Genomic DNA, 17,820 nt, shown 5'->3' on the forward strand with positions numbered 1-17,820 from the left:
CTTTTTACTTCTCATCTTCAAGGGCATACGCTTTAAAATAGACACGTACCCAATCATACGAGACAAAAAATTTGTCTGAATATATTTCAGTTTTAATGAGTACATCTTTCTTTTTCACTTCATATTCACTGATAGATTTATAATAAAGTGTAATAATACTTGCTCTAGTGTTGATTTTATCACAATCTGCGATCTCTATATAATACTCTCGTTCCATATTTGTAAATTTATAGAACTCTTTATTTGCGATCTTATAACGCTTTTTATTATGAAGCCGTTTCTTTTTGATCTCTTCCCGTTTTTGAGTACTGAGTCTTTTTTCATTGAGTTTGTCTAAGATCTTCTTTTTTTCTTCTTCCGTAAATGATCTTTTTTTACCTTGGAGTTCCTCTTCTGCTCTTTGATGGATCAGTCTTTCTTCATTTAACCTATCCATGATCATTTTTTTTTCTTCAGCCGTGTAGGTTTCTTTTTTAGAGAAACTCTTTATATCTGTTATTTCACGTGAATGGTCATCCATGTTTGTCCTTTTAGATTGTTCCCACTCAATTCCCTCTTCTGGTATAATTATACATCATTAACATATAATTTTCTTTTCTCACCCATAATACAGCACTTTTTGGCTAAAATATTTACCAAATTTACTCTACAAACTCATTTGTTTAAGGAACTACACAATATGTCATGTCACAAAAAATCTTATATTACCACCCCGATCTATTACGTTAACGACATTGCCCACATCGGCCATGCGTATACAACTATCATTGCAGATACACTTGCACGTTATTCTCGTATGTCAGGATTGGAGACTTTCTTTCTGACCGGTACAGATGAACACGGACAAAAAATAGAAGAAGCTGCAAAAGCAAGAGGAAAAACGACCCAAGCCTATGCAGATGAGATCTCTGCCACTTTTAAAAACCTTTGGGATGATTTTGACATCTCTTATGATAAATTTATCAGAACCACAGATGCAGACCACATGAAAGGTGTACAAAAAGCCTTTTCGATCATGTATGAAAATGGTGATATTTATAAAGATACCTATAAGGGTCACTACTGTATCTCATGTGAAACCTTCTTCCCTAGCATACAATTAGTTGATGATGAGTTTTGTCCGGAGTGTGGAAAGAGCACGACTATAGTAGAAGAAGAAAGTTACTTTTTCAAACTCTCTAAATATCAGGATAAGCTGCTTCAATATTATGAAGAGCATCCAAATTTCATTTTACCAAAAAGTAAAAGAAATGAAGTGATCCGTTTTGTTGAAGGCGGACTCCAGGACCTTTCCATTACGCGTACAAGTTTTGACTGGGGTGTGAAACTGCCAGCAGAGATGGATGACCCTAAACATGTGATGTATGTATGGCTCGATGCACTTATGAACTATGTAACGGCACTGGGGTATGGGACTGACGAAGCAAAAATGGACCTATGGCCTGCACGTGTTCAACTCATAGGTAAAGATATTTTACGTTTCCATGCTATCTACTGGCCGGCATTCCTCATGAGTCTTGACCTGCCTCTTCCTACACACATCGCAGCCCATGGATGGTGGACAAGAGATGGCGAAAAGATGAGTAAGTCTAAAGGCAATGTTGTGAATCCTAGAGAAGTAGCAAATGCCTATGGACTGGACAACTTCCGTTACTTTATGCTTAGAGAAGTGCCATTTGGCGGTGACGGTGACTTTAGCCAAAAAGCACTCATAGACCGTATCAACTCCGACCTGGGTAATGACCTTGGAAACCTACTCAACCGTCTCATAGGAATGAGCGGTAAATACTTTAACGGTACTGTAGACTCAGCCAATGTCTCCAAATACTATCAGGCTGAACTTGATGAAGTACATGCCTCTTTAGACACTTTGGAACCACTGCTTTTTGATATGCAGATACACAGATATCTCGAAGAGCTTTGGAGACCGCTCACTGTAGCGAACAAAGCCATCGATATGTATCAGCCCTGGACACTGATGAAAGAAGGCAAAGAAGAAGAGGCGATGGCCCTTAACGGACTTATAGCGGCGATACTTGCAAAAGTATCGATCATGCTTTCACCTGTCATGCCTGAAGTATGTAAAAAGATCTCAAATGCGCTACACTTTACCATAGACAATGACTCATGGAACAGCATGGTGAAAGATACTAAACTACTTGAGACATTTACATTAGAGAAGATAGACCCTCTTTTCCCACGTATAGAAGAGCCTTTACTGGAACAAGCAGAACCTGTTGATGTAAAGGAACAAGAGAAAGCGCCTAAAAAAGAAGCTACTAAAAAAGAAACAAAAGGAGAAGGGTTAGCACTGATAGGTATAGACCAATTCTTCCAAACTTCTCTGAAAGTAGGAACGGTTGTAAAGGCAGAGGAAGTACCAAAGAGTAAAAAACTTCTTTTACTGCAAGTCGATGTAGGTGAAGATGAGCCTAGACAAGTGGTTGCAGGTATCAAAGAGTGGTATAGTGCTGAAGATATGCTAAACACACAAGTCTGTGTTGTTGCAAACCTTAAACCGGCTAAACTCATGGGTCTCAAGAGTGAAGGTATGCTTCTTGCTGCCAAAGATGAAGATGGTCTGTGTATGATACGTCCAGAAAAGCCAAAAACGGCTGGAACACCTATAGGTTAAATATGAAAATTGAAGATATAGTAAACCTCACTGAGGGAACACTCACCAACACACCAAACGTTCAAGCTATAGAAGCTGCGACTGTTTACTACTCAAAAGTAGAGCATGGTGATCTTTTCTTCTCTTCAAATCAGGAAGAAATAGACCAAGCCATAGCCAATGGTGCGTATGCCATCGTTTACGCTGATGAAAGTATAGTCAAAAAGGATGATGAAATAGCCTGGATCAAGGTCTCTGATCTCCAACTTGCAGCCTTTAAACTCATTCGTTATGTGGTCATTAGAAAAGAATCAAAATTTTTCTTACTTTCAGAACATGAACAGACCTTTCTTAAGATGATACTTGTTCATAAAACAAACATTACTTTTATTGCAGACGACTGGCGCAAAGCCTTTGAGCAGATACTCAATTCTGAATGTTCACTCTTTGTAGGAACAAATAAAGAACTCCTCGAACTCATCAAACCTGACGTCTCTAAGCTCAACAGAGAAGTAGACGGGTACATGGTGTCTGATACACTCTTTAGAAGTACATTTAAAGTAGGCGGGTTTGTCTATCAGGAAAAGGAACTGATTCCTTTTCATTTAGAATATCTGCTTCGTGCTATAGACTTTTGTGAAACACATGAACTCCCTTATTCAGTGGACCGTCTTAAGTATACGAAGCATTTTACCCCGGTCTTCATAGATGGTAAACTCAAAAGTACACAGGCAAGCAAAAGTGCTAAAGTAGCTATCTTTACCGACAATCTCTCAGATATCACCAAAGCAAGAGAATATGTCATGAGAAGTAATATGTGGGTAAAAAGTGTTGTAATGACACCGCCTAAGACCAAAGTACCGGGTATTGACCACCCGCACTGGTTTGAAACAAAAGAAGAGTTACAGGACCTTCTTAAAAATATCCATTATAACTATGCATTTATCTACAATGCAGATAAAAGTATGTTAAATACGATCCAGGAAGAGTACTCACTTTTCTAGATATCTTTTTTACACTTGCAATGACTGTAAGTGTAAAGGTTTTCTCATAAGCACCATGTTTTTCCCATTATCAGCGATAAATTCAACACCATACTTTTTACAAAGTACTCTAAAAGTCTGCGCAGTAAAGAAAACGATATGTGTAGGGTCCTGGTGGTAATACCACTTTTTGAAAGCCTCTACATCATTGGGGTGAAACTGTGTCTGCAGTGCCAGGTAACCGCCCTCTTCCAACCGTCCCAAGAGACTCTCAAATACTTCTTTAGGCTGATGCAGGTGTTCAAACACTTCTGTAGAGACGATCAGCTCATATTTTTTATTTTCTACTAATGTGTCAGGATGATAGATAGGATCATAGTAGTCACACGCTATACCTTCTTTTTTAAGCATTGAAGCAAGTAAAGAACTTCTGCCGCAACCAAAATCAAGTGCTGTTTTCGGTGTGTTCACTAAAGGGAGTATGAAATCAAGGAATCGTTGGAAATACGCCTGGTATCCTGTATCATTTTCATCATTTTCATGCAGATTATATCGTTCTTTTTGTGTGTTAAGGTCCTGATGACATTCAGGTGATTTAAAAATATATTCACAGTTAGTACAATGATAGTAAGCGATATTTGTTTTCTTGTCTACAAAAGTTTCACATATATTATGACAAATATGACAGTCCATTTTACCCCTTTAAAACGATTGTTATGTTACTATTAAATCTATTAATTCAAGGACAAAACAGCATGAAAAGAAGAGACTTTATATCCGGAACAGCCATTGGAGCCACTGCTTTAGCACTAAGCGGATGTCATAGAGCTGAAGAAAAAAAAGCAGGGGCTTCTGCGAATATAAACCGGGGTAAAAAAGTAACTCTCAAACTTGCTACTTCATGGCCTGCACACTTTCCCATTATGGGTACAGGGGTAGACAGTTTTGCCAAACGCTGTTCTGAACTCAGTGGCGGGACGCTTGAGATCAAAGTCTATGCCAAAAATATTCTTGTCCCTGCCCTTCAGGTTTTTGACTCTACTTCTGCAGCACAAATAGATGCATTTCACTCCGGTGTCTACTACTGGAAAGGCAAGAACCCTGCATTCTCCATCTTTGGAGGCATGCCACTGGGTCTCACCAGCGAAGAGATGATCACATGGATGAAATTTGGCGGTGGGTATGAACTTTGGCGTGAGATGTACGGTAAATTCAACCTTTATCCTCTTATAGGAGGAACTACCGGACCGCAGATGGGTGGCTGGTTCAAAAAAGAGATCAACTCACTTGCTGATCTTAAAGGGCTCAAGATGCGTATCCCCGGGTTAGGTGGAGAAGTGATGAAAAAACTGGGAGTGAACCCTGTACTTTTGCCTGCCGGAGAGATCTATACTTCACTTGAACGCGGTACCATAGATGCTACAGAATGGGTAGGACCCGCGCTTGACAGTATGATGGGTTTTGCAAAAGCGGCACCCTACTACTATACGGGTTGGCATGAGCCTGGTTCTATACTGGAGATCACTTTTAACAAAGCCCGATGGGAGAAGCTCAGTACCGAACATCAAGCCATCATCACTGCAGCCAGTGAAGAGATGTCCGCTAATATGCTTCAGGAATTCAGATACAAAAATGCAAAAGCACTGCAAGGACTTCCAAAAAATGTAGAGATAAGAACATTTCCCAAAGATATGATGGATGCAGCCAAAGTAGCACTGGAAGAAGTACTGGATGCGGAAAGTGCTAAAAGTGAAGATTTTAAACGTGTATTAAAAAGTTACCAGGATTTTGTCAAACTCAATAAACCCTGGGATGATATCAGTACCAAGAACTTTTTAAATATCAGAGGGTAATACCCCTAAATCCCTTTAGGCATTCCAAAAAAGAAGTGTTACTCAACTGTGTATGCTAATACTTCTTATTGGTATATTCTATGAGATCTTTCTCACTCAGGTCCGCTATCAGACCCGTGAGGTTCCTCAATGAAAAAAGTTGTAACTTCTCACCTTTTTCCTTTTTCAGTTCAGACGAGAACTTGTTTTTAGAGAAGATGACAAAAGTATCGACATCCAATTGCGCTTGTGCACATTTTTCTTTGAGCTTTGTAAGTTCACTTTTATTGGCTTTTGACTTGGAGTACTTTGTGACACCTGCGATCATTTCACCAGACTTTCTTTTGATCAATATGTCGATCTCAACATTCTTGTCCCAATACCCACCGATACTAACGATAGGGTCGCCTTCAAAAGCATCTTTAAAACTCTTTTTGAGCATTTCAAAAACCAATTGATCATAGATAAGCGTAGAGAACCCTGCTTTCATGTGAGACCAGTGTGCTTTCATCTCTGAGTAGTCACCCGCTTTGATGCCTTTATAGTAAGGAGAGATACAGGCAAACCAAAAACGCATAAACGGTTGTACAAACAGGAGTTTATCAGAGTTTCCCTCTTCTTCTTTCAACGGTTTTTCTACAGATCTATCAAAAATCAAAAGATCGCTTTTGACAAGCCAATCTATAGCCTCTTCTCCCTCTTCTCTTTTTACATTCGCCTTTTTAAATGCAGAATGTTCCCGTCTGTCACCTGATGCAATGGCAGAAAGAAGTGCATGGTAGAGAGGTTTGCTCTTTGTCGTATGTGCAATGTCCCCATGAATGTATCTGTAGTTGCGAAGCACTTTTTCTTCTATGAGATCGTCGATGGGTTTAGAAAAGTCAATCTGCCACCCCATACCGCCAAATACAGCAAAATACTCTACTGCCTGTTCAAAGTCAGTAGCATTGTTTTGGTAACAAAAAGAACGGAAGTGTTGTAGTAGTGTCGGATTTTTCGCCATAAAGATACCCTTGAATTAATTCATAGATTATACCTAAGATGCTGTTATATCCCTACCATCTTCTATCATGTTTTATGTAGTTTATATCTTCTATCCTTATTTATTTATAACATTATAAGTGTCTTCAAAGCTTTACTAGCTAATATGGGCTTATGAAATTAAACGAATTACAATTAACCAACCCCTATTTAAAACTACCTTCTGAGTGTTATGATAGAGTGGCACCAACACCTCTTGTAGACCCCTTCCTTATACATGCCAACACAGATGTGGCCAAGGTACTCGATATTGACGAGGAGGAACTTCAAACCGAGGCATTTGTGAAGTTTCTTAATGGTGAGTATACATTAGAAGAGTCAGAACCTTTTGCCATGTGTTATGCGGGGCATCAGTTTGGGTATTTCGTACCAAGATTAGGAGATGGTCGAGCGATCAATATCGGTACGATCGACAAGTATAATCTACAGTTAAAAGGTGCGGGGATGACTGAGTATTCGCGTAATGGTGATGGACGTGCAGTACTGCGTTCAAGTATCAGGGAATATCTTATGAGTGAAGCGATGCAATGTCTGAGTATACCCACAACACTCTGTTTAGGACTGATAGGTTCAGAACATGATGTAAGACGTGAAAAGATGGAAAAAGGGGCTATCGTCTGCCGTGTGAGTTCTTCATGGGTTCGCTTTGGTACGTTTGAATATTATGCCCATCAGGGGATGTTCAAAGAGCTTGAGGCTTTGGCTGATTATGTCATAGAGGAGAATTTTCCGCATCATAGCGGTAAAGAGAATCGTTATACCCTGCTCTTTAATGATGTGATGATCATTACAGCCAGACTGATGGCACAATGGATGTCTGTTGGTTTTAACCATGGCGTAATGAACACAGACAATATGTCTATAGCCGGGCTGACCATAGACTATGGACCGTATGCCTTTTTGGATGATTTCCGCCATGAAAATATATGTAACCATACAGATGTAGACGGACGCTACAGTTTTGCAAACCAACCCGAAATCGCCAAATGGAATCTTCGATCGCTGATGATGGCCCTTAGTCCTTTAAGTAGTACGGAGAAAATGGAAAAGAACCTGGCGATGTACGACAAGATCTATATACGGTACTTTCACTACTATATGTGCAAAAAACTCGGATTGGAAGGTACAGTAGAAGGTGATCCTGAACTCATAGATGATATGTTGGACATGCTGGAGCAGCTCCATGTGGATTATACGCTCTTTCTTAGAACACTGAGTCACTATGAAGGAGACAGAAAGGCACTCTTGTCTACAGGGCTATACCATGAACCGATGAATGTATGGCTGGACAGGTACGATGAACGTATCAAAAACATAGATACAACCGTGAGAAAAGAGCAGATGCTCTCTGCCAATCCAAAGTATGTACTCAAAAACTATATGCTTCAAGAGGCGATAGATGCTGCTGAAAAAGGTGACTTTTCTGTGGTTTATGACCTGTTTAAAATAGCCCAAAATCCATTTGATGAACATCCCGAGTTTGAAAGATGGGCAGGTGCTACACCACAGGAATTTAAAAATAAAAAGCTCAGCTGTTCATCTTAATATGGAAAACTTTGAGATAGTCAAAGTGTAGAAATGATATACTAAAAAAAATACGCTATAAAAAGGAGACGGTATGAATCAGGACGAATTATTAGACCTATATCTTGAAAAGTTACGTGTATTATGCAAAGAAAAACTTGAAGAACGTGAGATCAGTGTCATAGAAGCATTGAAAGAGTCAATACTATATATTGAAGGCGAGATGCAAGAGTACTAAAGTATCCTCTTCCTTGTTGCAGATCAGCCAAACATCCCTCTGCTTGTCAATAACCCTGCAAAAGCTATTTTGTTATTTAAACCCTGATATCATTTTTCATAATCCCTTAGAGCCCAGCTTCTTTTTCTTTACTGAGGTCTTCATTTTCTACCGTCCAAAAAATGACTTGGTGTCTTTGAAGGATCCCCTGATCTAACACTATGTTACGCAGTTTTACATCAACATCAAAATAACTGACATACGCATACAGCATTTCAAAATCTTTATCTTTCAACGTAGAAGCCTTATCTATCAGTTTATGCAGCTTGACATGAGGGTTAAGCTTATGCATATACTTTAAAGCCTTATCTTCGAAACAAGAGACTTCTACCCAATCCAGTTTATTTTCTATCAGTTTGATGGTGATTTCACAGAGCCTTTTACAGGTGGAGGGGTTGTATTTGATCTCCAAGATAAGTGTTGCTTTGCCCTGTGTGAGTTGAAGGAGTTCATCCAAAGAGGGAATAGCCTCTCCTTCTCCTGCATCGAGTTTTTTTAATTGGGCAAGTGAAAGGGCTTCAGGTATGTTATCATAACCTGTTATACGCTTAAGATTAGCATCATGAAAGAGTATGACTTCTTCATCAAGACTCAATCTAAGATCAGTCTCTACACCATCTGCACCCGCCTCAAGCGCTTTTTGAAAAGAAAGAAGTGTATTTTCAGGATACTCCTTACTTAAACCTCGATGGGCAATTCGCTTCATAAAATCCCTCTTTTCTGTTATTATATCTTATGCATAAAAAATATGATATGGTTATTCTTGGTGCCGGTATTAATGGGGTAGCTATTGCAAAGGCACTGGCTTCTTCAGGGAAAAAAGTTCTCGTAGTGGAAAAAACACATATTGCTGCAGGGGCATCATCCAAATCCTCACGGCTCATACACGGCGGCCTGAGATATTTGGAAAACTTTGAGTTTTCCCTGGTCAAAGAAGCCTTGCATGATCAGAAATATCTTTTAGATACCTATCCCGACCTGGTCAAGCTACAGCCTTTTTATCTGCCCATCTATAAAAATTCTAAACGCCCTTCCTGGATGATACGACTGGGCTTATGGCTTTACAGCTTTTTCGCACAACATGGGCAGAGGTCAGAGGAAGTAGGGAAAGAAAACTTTTTAAAAGAGTTCACCGCACTTAAAGCACAGAACCTAAAAACTGTATTCCGATACTTTGACGGGAAAACAGATGATGATGCACTGACACACAGAGTAGCACAAGAAGCACAAGACCTGGGTGTAGACATCCTTGAATATACAGAGGTCACTTCCCTCCAATTTGAAGATACAACCATAGCGTTACACATCAATAACACCCTCATTCATACCCCAGTACTCATCAATGCAACCGGAGCATGGGTAGACGAAGTAAATGCAAAGTTTAACCTGCCCTCTTCTTACACCATAGAAAAACTCAGTGGTATACATCTTGTGATCCGAAAGGTACTGGTGCCTCATCCACTTATTTTAGAGACTTCTACCAAACGTATCTTTTTTATGATTCCTGAGGCAGAGTCAACACTCATAGGTACAACCGAACGAAGTGAAAACTGTAAAGTCGATGAGATCATCATCCATGATGATGACATAGAGTATCTGCTTAGAGAAAGCAATGCCTACTTGAAAACAGCGTTAAATCGTAATGATATTAAAGAGGTTTTCATAGGAACACGTCCCATCATAAAAAGTCAAAAAGACCCTTCTGATATGTCACGAGAATCCAAGATCGATCTGCATCATTTAGGGGAAAGTAAAGTACTTCATATCTATGGAGGAAAGTTAACCACTTTTCCTTCTTTGGCAAAACATGTAGTTAAGCTTCTACGGCTTTGATGACAGGTGAACTCTTACTCGATGCTTAACCAAACATCATTCTTGTTGCCAATAACGTGGCAAGAGCTGCCATCATAAAAATACTGAAAAACTTCATATAGTATCGGTTGTTGATCATGGTAGAAATGATGGTTCCCGCCACCAAAGCAACAGCCAATAAACCATAAAGCACAAACATCAACATTATAACCTCTTGAGGCAGTTCGAGAGGCTTTTCATCAGGCAGGACAAATGTCTGCAGTCCGATCGTCACGATCCAGATATAAAGCATGACAGAGAAGAAAGCTGTCCAAAATAAAAACTGAATTTTACCGCTTCGTATGAGCATCTATTTTCCTTTAGTACTTTTTATTGGTATAGGCTAACAAGTCATCTTTACTCAAGTGATCTAGTAACGAAGCCAGATGAGTGTGTGTTAAAAGTGTCAAGTCTGCTTCTTTCATCTGCTCAACTTCAGAAGAAAATCCATTTTTAGAAAAGAGTACATACTCCGTTATATCTAGTTCTGCCTTTTCACACTTCTCTTTAAGGGAGTTCAGCATGTTCATTTTTGCTGCCTCTTTAGAGTATTTGCACTCACCTGCCAACATCTTTCCGGATTTTCTTTTGGCAAGTATCTCTATCTGCACATGTTTATCATAGTATGAACCTATGGAAACGATGGGATCATCTGCAAACTTTTCAGCAAAGCTTTGTTTTACAAGTTCTAGCACCAATTGATTACTCAGCAAGATAGAAAAGTTCGCTTTGAGCTGATTCCATTTTTGGGTAAATTCACTAAAGTCACCATTCGAAATGCTCTTATAATGGGGAGAGATCACAGCAAACCAAAAACGCATAAAAGGCAATTCAAACAACACTCTGTCCGATTTCCCATCACTTTCTTTTAAAGGTTCTTCTACTGAGAGATCAAATTTTAACAGACTTTTCTTTTCCAGGTAGTCCATAGCTTCTTCACCCCTGTCTCTACCCACTTTAGCTTTTTTAAAAGCATCATGCTCATGATTCACACCTAAGGCTACGAGAGACAACAAGTTATGGTACACAGGGTTATTATGTGTATATCTTGTCATGCTTTTATGAAGGGCTTCGTAGTTACGCAGTACTTTTTCTTCTATGAGTGCCTCTACACTCTTAGATACATTAACATCCCACCCCGTACCACCAAATACTGCAAAGTACCCTAAAGCCTTATCAAAATCCCTGATATTATTCTGGTAAGCAAAAGAGCGAAAATGTTGTAAAAATGTTGGACGTTTTGACATAGGTTAGCCTTGTATTGATACATGAATTATATCCAATGTTTATAGTGTCTCTTTTTTTCGTTTTCAACCTTTGTATAAAAGTGTAGAAGTATGTCATATTGACATCTTTTTAATGATGATGGAAAAATTGGGGTAATCTTTGAATGCAGTCTGACTATGTTGTGTCAAACAACAGAGGCAACTGCTGTTTGAACCTCGTAGTCAAATCCTGACTGTGAGAGGTGGTGGATGATATGGAATTAACCATTCTCATCATTTCGATTATATTAGCTATTCTCAAGTATCTAAATAATCGTTAAAACCATTTAGAGGGAGCTTTGCGCTCTCTCTTCAAACATCATTCTAGCAGAAAATGCTTTGTATGTAAATAGTCACTATCATCATAAATACCTGAAGCTAAAAGTGTTACACTTATAGTGATTCACTTTTATTACAAGGTTTTTCGGCAATGGCGAGCTATTATCTTCTACTCATACAATTTCTTTTTGCGCTTATCGCGCTCTTTTTGTTTTGGCAAAGTGTAGGTTACTTCCGTCGTATGTGGAGATACAAGAGACTCAAAGCTATGCCCTTTCCAAGATCCTATGTGACCATACTGCAAAAGATACACCAGTACCAGACACTCGCACCCAAACAGAAAGAAAAACTCCACTTTATGATACTTCTTTTCATAGATCAAAAAGAGTTCGTAGGTGTAAAAATGAACATCAATGATGAAATAAAAGTTATCATAGCATTTTATGCCTGTCTGATGCGACTTGGATTTGAACTGGGTGAGAAAGACCATGTCAGTACCATCATAGTCTACCCCGAGCACTTCATCGTAGATGACTCACATACGATTGATGGCATACACCACACCCGCACATCAGTCCTCGAAGGGCAGTCAGCCAATGGCACTGTAGTCATCTCATGGCAGGATATAGCACAAAACATAGCTAAGCAGGGGAAAGAGAATGTCATCATCCATGAGTTTGCCCATGAGTTGGATTTTGAAGATGGCCTTGCAGACGGTACACCTCTTTTGGAAACTTCAAACTATCAAAAATGGTCTGAAGTTTTCTCTAAAGCTTTTACTATATTAAGAAACCTTCAAAAGATGCAAAAACATTCAGAAGGGCTCACACTTTTAGGTGACTATGCGCTCACGAATGAAGCTGAGTTTTTTGCAGTCTGCAGCGAACGCTTTTTTCAGACACCTAAAGCGTTCAAAAATAATTTTCCTGATCTTTATGCAGAACTTAAACGTTTTTATAGACTTGATGCAGAAAAGTTATACTCATCACATCCCGATCAAAATGAATGATGTTTTTCACGTAATTTTGGTTCGTTCCCACGATGTTCGTGGGAACCAGTAACCATTAAAAATACTTTTCAACCCATTTTATGATCTGCTTACTACTGCGTGCACCGGTAAATCTATCTATCTCTTTTCCATCTTTAAACACAAGTACCGCAGGGATATTTACTATAATGATAGTTGGGTTTTGTGTTTGAGCATTATCGTTGTTTATTTTTAAAAACTGTGCTTGTAATGGCATAGCCATAGCTGCGGCTTCAAAATGAGGTGCCATCGTCAGGCATGGACCACACCAAGGTGCCCAGAAGTCAACTATAATAGGTAGATCAGAAGTATGAATGAAGTAGTCCAATATAGCTAAATTTGCATTCAGTGGCTTACTTTCTAAAAGTGAGCCTCCGCACTCTTTACAATGTTCAGTAGTGTATGTCTCCTTCTTTTTTACACTGCTTACTTTAAGACAATGGGGACAAACAACTTTTATGTTCATAAACTAATACTCCATTATCTCTTTAAATTCCCAAATTACGCATAAAGTTTGAAGCGATGTCTGTACTTTTTAGTTTGAAAAATTCACCTGACCGTAGAATATACACTTTATCTATGGCCTCATAAAACAACTTAAGCCACTGTTCAAAAGCCTTTCTACTTATGCCTTCTATCTCGAAGTGTGGTGCCATAGGGTGTCCGTTATACCGCTCATCCCCCAAAGCCACAAAAGCCCAAAACTGACTAATGAGTACAAGATGTTCTTCCCATACCTCAGAGTTGATATCATCACCTAACTTTTCCACAAAAAATGGTCCTACCAACGTATCTTTGAGTACCATAGGGTAAAATGTTCTTACTAGTTTCTCTATATTCTCATCATTTATTGTATTTGCTAATTCTGTTTGCATCCTATGCCTTTCTTTATACACTTATGCTTTGTATTGATCTACATGAACAAATCTTTATTATTCAAAAACATATAGTGTACTATAGCAGATAATGTTTAGGATATAAATAGTCATACTTCCCTCCACTCCTCCTGTTGAATCTTTCATTTTATGCTTATTTTATGACATAGAGTTGTCATTGTCACCTGACCCCTATTTTATTTTGAGCACTTGATGTTTATCAAGAGTCATTTCTATATTTTTGTCTATAATATCGTAAAAAGGGATTATCAAATGGCATTACTTTACGCAGAACAAGTTGAATATCTAGATGTTGAGGAGATGCAAGCGACACATGAAGAAGAAATAAAAATTTTAAATGAAGTGGAAAAACTTGCTACAGGGTATATAATCAATAAATCAAACCTGAGTCAGTTAGAAGCAAAACTGGATGAATACATAGCACATGTCAAAGAGCACTTTACTAATGAAGAGCGTCTGATGAGAAAGTATGATTTTCCCTCTTATGAAATGCATAAAACGGCACACGATATGTTTTTAAACGATATCAATTATGCGATCAAACAATGGAAAAACTCTGGTGATGTAAAAAAAGTTATCAATTTTATCTTTAAGTCACCAGAGTGGATAGTTTTGCATATCAATACTGTGGATGCCCCCACAGCAGCATATATAGCAAAGAAAATGGCGCTTGAAGAAGAGTAGTTTATAAGAAGCTAAACTGTGTCCTTACTTTGGAAGTATAGGTGCTATATTGTTTTTAACTTTCATAATTAAGTCTCATCTTCAAAACTCTCAGGTAACTCCAACGCATCAATATTCCCCAATGCTCCAACCCCAGCTATACCCTGTAATGAACCATACATCTCTGTAGTGTTTTGAAGTACCCCATCTATCAGTTTCTGACGGCGCTTCCAGCTTGCCATGAGGGAGCGGCGTTCTTTGTCCAGCTCTTGTTGCATAGACATAAATCCGTCCACTATGGACTTAAGTTGCATGCTAAACTCATTACCCGTAAGGTAGTTGTATAAGAGTGTCATCTTGTCACTTTTGTTCTCTTCTTTTTGTACTGTCAAATGTACACGTATAAGGCTTTCACGTAGCAGTGAAACAGAACCCTTAAATTCATCAAGACTGCACACCCATATACCCTCTACAAAGCCCATTCTGTCCATACCGTTAGGATAAACAGATGTCACAAGGACACCCAAGTCTGCATTGACTTTGAGCATGTCCTGTTTTAGCTTGGTTACCCAGCTATCAGACCATGCTTTTGTGTTCTTGCTCTCATAACAGATGACACCACAGTTTTGAAGCTCTCGTGTGTGAATAGTCTGCACACAGTCTGCACCAAAAGCACCTTTTTTAACCTCATCTACAGTATCAAAAGGAAACTGCGAACTCAACCATGACTCGATGGCAAGTTCTAATGCCTCACCCTGTATCTGCATCGACCCCTGTTCTGCTTTACGCTTAGCATCATCAAGACTGCGTTTGAGCTGTTCCATCTGCTCATCTTTCTCTTTGAGTTTAAGGGCATTGGCTTCTTCTAATGTTTTTTGTATCTTCTCTTTCTCTTCAACTAACTTTTGACTAAGTGCTATCTCTGCTTCAGCTTTAGCACGAGAAGCCATTTCATCTTTTTCTCTTTTAAGCTTCTCTATCTCTACTTTAGCTTCATTGTACTTTTGCAACTCTTTAGATTTCTCTTCAAGCTCTTTTTGAAGCATAGCCATAGAGGCACTCTGTTCTTCAACAAGCTCTTTTTTAAGCTCCTCTTGAAGCTTGATACGTTCTACGCGTAACTGTTCTTTGGTTGCCTTTCGCAGTTCTTCATCAAACTTTTCTTTCTCTTCTTTAAGTGCATCTTCTTTTACTTTAAGTGCATCAAGGTGCGCTTTGTACTCTTTTCGCTTGGCTTCTATTTCATTTTGGAGTTTCTTTTGGTCTTGAAGGTGTTGTTGTTTAAACTTCTCTTCTATCTGATGATAAAATATCTCATCTATATCTATTTGAGTTCCGCAGTTTGGACATTTGATGGTATTTGGAGTGGACATGAGGCTTCCTGTATTCTGATTAGTATAATCATATCAGAAAAAGCATTGAGTTTGTGAAAAGGTGTCAAATTGACATGTTTTTACACCTCTTTTAAACTCAATCCCACCTTGTTCTTTTCTAAGTCTATACTTATCACCTCAACCCGTGCCAAGTATTGATTGACTGAGAGTACTTCCAGGGGGTGCTTGATACGTTTTTCGCTCATCTGTGAAATGTGTATCATTCCATCATTTTTAAGTCCTATATCTACAAAAGCACCAAAGTCAGCGATGTTTCGTACCACGCCTGAGACGATGCTTCCTTCTCTTAGGCTGTGTATGTCTGTTAGCCCTTGTTTAAAAGGAATGCTAGGCAGATCTTCACGTGGGTCAAACCCTGGTTTTGCCAACTCTTTGATGATGTCTTGTAAGGTGATCTCACCTACACCTAACTCTTTGGCTATACTTTTTGTGTCACTCACATCATCATACCTTTCTAAGGCTTTGGCTACTGCATAACTCTCCGGGTGTATACCTGTATTATCAAAGACACTTTTACCCCCACGAATACGCATAAATCCCGCAGCTTGTTCGTATGCCTTAGCACCTAAGCCTTTTACCTTTAACAAAGCACTCTTTGACTCAAAGATACCCACACTCTCACGATGTTTGACTATGTTTTCCGCCACAGTACTACCCACACCGGCAACATATGAAAGTAATGAAGCAGAAGCAGAGTTTACATCTACACCTACTGCGTTTACCAAACGTTCTACATTTTCATGAAGTTTACGCTCTAACAACTTTTGGTCTACATCATGCTGATACTGTCCTATGCCTAAACTTTTAGGGTCTATCTTTACCAGTGTTGCCATCGGGTCACGCAAACGACCCGCGATGGAGATGGCACCGCGTATGGTTACATCTAAGTCCGGGTACTCCTTGGCAGCCACAGATGAAGCAGAGTAGACCGATGCCCCCGCTTCTGAGACTACAGTGTAAGGAAGGGTAAGTCCATCCGTGTTAAGTTTTACAAAAAATGCTTGGGTTTCATTAGAAGCGGTACCATTGCCTATGGCAACCCCTTGAATGTTATACTTTTCCACCAGTCTAGCAACTACATCACGTGATTTTTCATACTCGTCACGTGGAGGTACGGGATAGATAACTGCATGGTCTAAGTAGGTACCATTTTCATCTATCACTGCCAGTTTACAACCAGTACGATAGGCAGGGTCTGCCCCTAGAAGTACTTTACCTACTACAGGTGGGCTCATAAAGAGTTGTGTTAAATTCTTACCAAATACTTCTATAGCAGAAGCATCTGCTTTTTCTTTGAGTAATCCAAAAACCTCACGTTCTATAGAAGGATAGAGTAAACGTTTAAAACCATCTTTATAGGCATCAAATAACAAAGTTTTAGAACTTCCCATATACTCTTTTAGTTTATAGCGCCCCAGCGTATCTAGGTAACGTTCTGTATCTATCGTTAGTTTGACAGAGAGTTCTTTTTCCTTCTCACCTCTTTTTATGGCTAAGTAGCGGTGTGAAGGGATGTAGGCTATCTTTTCACTATGTGATTTATAATTTTTAAAACTACCATTTTCTTGAAACTTTTTTGTGGCTTTTACCTCTATGACCCCATGACGTTGTACCATATCACGCAGCACTTCGCGTTCTTTGGCTACATCTGCATAGCGTTCTGCCACTATGTCTTGTGCACCACGCAGAGCCATCTCTACATCTTTTACTTCACCTTTTACAAACCGCTGGGCTTCTTTCATAAAAGCCTGTTTATCCAGCTTGGCTGACTGAAGTGTATTGGCTAAGGGTGTTAGGCCCTGTTGTATAGCTGTGGAAGCTCTGGTATTTTTTTTCTCTTTGTATGGTCTGTAGAGATCTTCTAACGCTGTCATCGTTTGAGCATTGTCTATAGCAGTACGTATCTTCTGGTCTAGGAGTTCTCGTTCTTTGAGTATGTGTAGGATTTCTTCTTTACGTTCCAAGAGTCTCTTTGCTGTCATATAAACATCATTAAAAAGACGTAACTGCTCATCATCAGCATTTCCCGTAAGTTCTTTACGGTAACGTGCGATAAAAGGAATGGTATCACCCTTTTCTAAAAGAGTGAGTATATTGGAGATTTGCTTTTCATTGAGGGTCGTTTTTTTAGCCAAGAGGGCTATGAGGTTTTGCATGGTATTCCGTTTGTTTAA

18 protein-coding genes are annotated in these 17,820 nt (G+C 39.1%); 8 read left to right on the forward strand and 10 right to left on the reverse strand.

Features of this window, described 5'->3' with window-relative positions:
- Nucleotides 1–4 precede the first annotated feature (4 nt).
- Entirely contained in the window at nt 5–520 is a 516-nt protein-coding gene (locus tag LDM93_RS04480; RefSeq protein ID WP_223890891.1) for a hypothetical protein, read from the reverse strand.
- On the opposite strand from LDM93_RS04480, the gene metG reads away from it, so the two are divergent.
- Complete coding sequence (gene metG / locus LDM93_RS04485) at nt 509–2,635, forward strand: methionine--tRNA ligase (protein WP_255586206.1); 2,127 nt, start codon at nt 509–511, stop codon at nt 2,633–2,635. The two genes, LDM93_RS04480 and metG, sit on opposite strands and share 12 nt — an antisense overlap.
- Nucleotides 2,636–2,637: 2 nt before the next feature.
- A complete protein-coding gene (locus LDM93_RS04490) occupies nt 2,638–3,618 on the forward strand; it encodes a hypothetical protein (RefSeq protein WP_223890893.1) in 981 nt (326 codons plus the stop codon).
- A 9-nt stretch (nt 3,619–3,627) separates the two neighbouring features.
- Here LDM93_RS04490 and LDM93_RS04495 read toward each other — a convergent pair whose 3' ends face one another.
- On the reverse strand, nt 3,628–4,290 hold the full coding sequence (locus tag LDM93_RS04495; RefSeq protein WP_223890895.1) for a class I SAM-dependent methyltransferase: 663 nt from the start codon (nt 4,288–4,290) through the stop codon (nt 3,628–3,630).
- A 62-nt stretch (nt 4,291–4,352) separates the two neighbouring features.
- On the opposite strand from LDM93_RS04495, the gene LDM93_RS04500 reads away from it, so the two are divergent.
- Entirely contained in the window at nt 4,353–5,450 is a 1,098-nt protein-coding gene (locus tag LDM93_RS04500) for a TRAP transporter substrate-binding protein (protein ID WP_223890896.1), read from the forward strand.
- 55 nt (nt 5,451–5,505) lie between these two features.
- Here the strand turns inward: LDM93_RS04500 and LDM93_RS04505 are convergent, their stop codons facing one another.
- Nucleotides 5,506–6,432, reverse strand: coding sequence for a DUF234 domain-containing protein (locus tag LDM93_RS04505; RefSeq protein WP_223890898.1), 927 nt, complete (start codon nt 6,430–6,432; stop codon nt 5,506–5,508).
- 152 nt (nt 6,433–6,584) lie between these two features.
- Here LDM93_RS04505 and LDM93_RS04510 point away from each other — a divergent pair, with 152 nt between their 5' ends.
- Both LDM93_RS04510 and LDM93_RS04515 read left to right on the forward strand, forming a co-directional pair.
- Nucleotides 6,585–8,015, forward strand: coding sequence for a YdiU family protein (locus tag LDM93_RS04510; RefSeq protein WP_223890900.1), 1,431 nt, complete (start codon nt 6,585–6,587; stop codon nt 8,013–8,015).
- A gap of 73 nt (nt 8,016–8,088) precedes the next feature.
- On the forward strand, nt 8,089–8,232 hold the full coding sequence (locus tag LDM93_RS04515) for a hypothetical protein (RefSeq protein WP_155993765.1): 144 nt from the start codon (nt 8,089–8,091) through the stop codon (nt 8,230–8,232).
- Nucleotides 8,233–8,338: 106 nt separating this feature from the next.
- On the opposite strand, the gene LDM93_RS04520 is transcribed toward LDM93_RS04515, so the two are convergent.
- Entirely contained in the window at nt 8,339–8,977 is a 639-nt protein-coding gene (locus LDM93_RS04520) for a glycerophosphodiester phosphodiesterase family protein (protein WP_223890901.1), read from the reverse strand.
- 29 nt (nt 8,978–9,006) lie between these two features.
- Here LDM93_RS04520 and LDM93_RS04525 point away from each other — a divergent pair, with 29 nt between their 5' ends.
- Nucleotides 9,007–10,104 (forward strand): glycerol-3-phosphate dehydrogenase/oxidase, encoded by a 1,098-nt coding sequence (locus LDM93_RS04525; RefSeq protein WP_223890902.1) that lies wholly within the window; start codon nt 9,007–9,009, stop codon nt 10,102–10,104.
- Between the two features lie 25 nt (nt 10,105–10,129).
- On the opposite strand, the gene LDM93_RS04530 is transcribed toward LDM93_RS04525, so the two are convergent.
- Both LDM93_RS04530 and LDM93_RS04535 read right to left on the reverse strand, forming a co-directional pair.
- Complete coding sequence (locus LDM93_RS04530) at nt 10,130–10,432, reverse strand: hypothetical protein (protein ID WP_223890903.1); 303 nt, start codon at nt 10,430–10,432, stop codon at nt 10,130–10,132.
- A 10-nt stretch (nt 10,433–10,442) separates the two neighbouring features.
- Nucleotides 10,443–11,369, reverse strand: coding sequence for a DUF234 domain-containing protein (locus tag LDM93_RS04535; RefSeq protein ID WP_223890905.1), 927 nt, complete (start codon nt 11,367–11,369; stop codon nt 10,443–10,445).
- A 448-nt stretch (nt 11,370–11,817) separates the two neighbouring features.
- Here LDM93_RS04535 and LDM93_RS04540 point away from each other — a divergent pair, with 448 nt between their 5' ends.
- Complete coding sequence (locus tag LDM93_RS04540) at nt 11,818–12,675, forward strand: zinc-dependent peptidase (protein WP_223890906.1); 858 nt, start codon at nt 11,818–11,820, stop codon at nt 12,673–12,675.
- Between the two features lie 55 nt (nt 12,676–12,730).
- Here LDM93_RS04540 and LDM93_RS04545 read toward each other — a convergent pair whose 3' ends face one another.
- On the reverse strand, nt 12,731–13,159 hold the full coding sequence (locus LDM93_RS04545) for a thioredoxin domain-containing protein (RefSeq protein ID WP_223890908.1): 429 nt from the start codon (nt 13,157–13,159) through the stop codon (nt 12,731–12,733).
- A gap of 22 nt (nt 13,160–13,181) precedes the next feature.
- Nucleotides 13,182–13,568 (reverse strand): group III truncated hemoglobin, encoded by a 387-nt coding sequence (locus LDM93_RS04550; RefSeq protein ID WP_223890910.1) that lies wholly within the window; start codon nt 13,566–13,568, stop codon nt 13,182–13,184.
- Between the two features lie 273 nt (nt 13,569–13,841).
- On the opposite strand from LDM93_RS04550, the gene LDM93_RS04555 reads away from it, so the two are divergent.
- Nucleotides 13,842–14,273, forward strand: coding sequence for a bacteriohemerythrin (locus LDM93_RS04555; protein WP_223890912.1), 432 nt, complete (start codon nt 13,842–13,844; stop codon nt 14,271–14,273).
- Nucleotides 14,274–14,341: 68 nt separating this feature from the next.
- Here LDM93_RS04555 and LDM93_RS04560 read toward each other — a convergent pair whose 3' ends face one another.
- Together LDM93_RS04560 and LDM93_RS04565 are read right to left on the reverse strand one after the other, a co-directional pair.
- On the reverse strand, nt 14,342–15,625 hold the full coding sequence (locus LDM93_RS04560) for a DUF2130 domain-containing protein (RefSeq protein WP_223890913.1): 1,284 nt from the start codon (nt 15,623–15,625) through the stop codon (nt 14,342–14,344).
- A gap of 80 nt (nt 15,626–15,705) precedes the next feature.
- A complete protein-coding gene (locus LDM93_RS04565) occupies nt 15,706–17,802 on the reverse strand; it encodes a helix-hairpin-helix domain-containing protein (RefSeq protein WP_223890915.1) in 2,097 nt (698 codons plus the stop codon).
- Nucleotides 17,803–17,820: the final 18 nt, after the last annotated feature.

It is taken from the genome of Sulfurovum sp. TSL6, from assembly GCF_019972115.1.
Lineage (GTDB): Bacteria > Campylobacterota > Campylobacteria > Campylobacterales > Sulfurovaceae > Sulfurovum.

Excerpts from the sequence above, each read along its gene's own strand:
- metG (WP_255586206.1), top strand. The coding sequence starts at position 509 with ATGGTCATCCATGTTTGTCCTTTTAGATTGTTCCCACTCAATTCCCTC.
- LDM93_RS04480 (WP_223890891.1), bottom strand. The coding sequence starts at position 520 with ATGGATGACCATTCACGTGAAATAACAGATATAAAGAGTTTCTCTAAA.
- LDM93_RS04490 (WP_223890893.1), top strand. The coding sequence starts at position 2,638 with ATGAAAATTGAAGATATAGTAAACCTCACTGAGGGAACACTCACCAAC.
- LDM93_RS04495 (WP_223890895.1), bottom strand. The coding sequence starts at position 4,290 with ATGGACTGTCATATTTGTCATAATATATGTGAAACTTTTGTAGACAAG.
- LDM93_RS04500 (WP_223890896.1), top strand. The coding sequence starts at position 4,353 with ATGAAAAGAAGAGACTTTATATCCGGAACAGCCATTGGAGCCACTGCT.
- LDM93_RS04505 (WP_223890898.1), bottom strand. The coding sequence starts at position 6,432 with ATGGCGAAAAATCCGACACTACTACAACACTTCCGTTCTTTTTGTTAC.
- LDM93_RS04510 (WP_223890900.1), top strand. The coding sequence starts at position 6,585 with ATGAAATTAAACGAATTACAATTAACCAACCCCTATTTAAAACTACCT.
- LDM93_RS04515 (WP_155993765.1), top strand. The coding sequence starts at position 8,089 with ATGAATCAGGACGAATTATTAGACCTATATCTTGAAAAGTTACGTGTA.
- LDM93_RS04520 (WP_223890901.1), bottom strand. The coding sequence starts at position 8,977 with ATGAAGCGAATTGCCCATCGAGGTTTAAGTAAGGAGTATCCTGAAAAT.
- LDM93_RS04525 (WP_223890902.1), top strand. The coding sequence starts at position 9,007 with ATGCATAAAAAATATGATATGGTTATTCTTGGTGCCGGTATTAATGGG.
- LDM93_RS04530 (WP_223890903.1), bottom strand. The coding sequence starts at position 10,432 with ATGCTCATACGAAGCGGTAAAATTCAGTTTTTATTTTGGACAGCTTTC.
- LDM93_RS04535 (WP_223890905.1), bottom strand. The coding sequence starts at position 11,369 with ATGTCAAAACGTCCAACATTTTTACAACATTTTCGCTCTTTTGCTTAC.
- LDM93_RS04540 (WP_223890906.1), top strand. The coding sequence starts at position 11,818 with ATGGCGAGCTATTATCTTCTACTCATACAATTTCTTTTTGCGCTTATC.
- LDM93_RS04545 (WP_223890908.1), bottom strand. The coding sequence starts at position 13,159 with ATGAACATAAAAGTTGTTTGTCCCCATTGTCTTAAAGTAAGCAGTGTA.
- LDM93_RS04550 (WP_223890910.1), bottom strand. The coding sequence starts at position 13,568 with ATGCAAACAGAATTAGCAAATACAATAAATGATGAGAATATAGAGAAA.
- LDM93_RS04555 (WP_223890912.1), top strand. The coding sequence starts at position 13,842 with ATGGCATTACTTTACGCAGAACAAGTTGAATATCTAGATGTTGAGGAG.
- LDM93_RS04560 (WP_223890913.1), bottom strand. The coding sequence starts at position 15,625 with ATGTCCACTCCAAATACCATCAAATGTCCAAACTGCGGAACTCAAATA.
- LDM93_RS04565 (WP_223890915.1), bottom strand. The coding sequence starts at position 17,802 with ATGCAAAACCTCATAGCCCTCTTGGCTAAAAAAACGACCCTCAATGAA.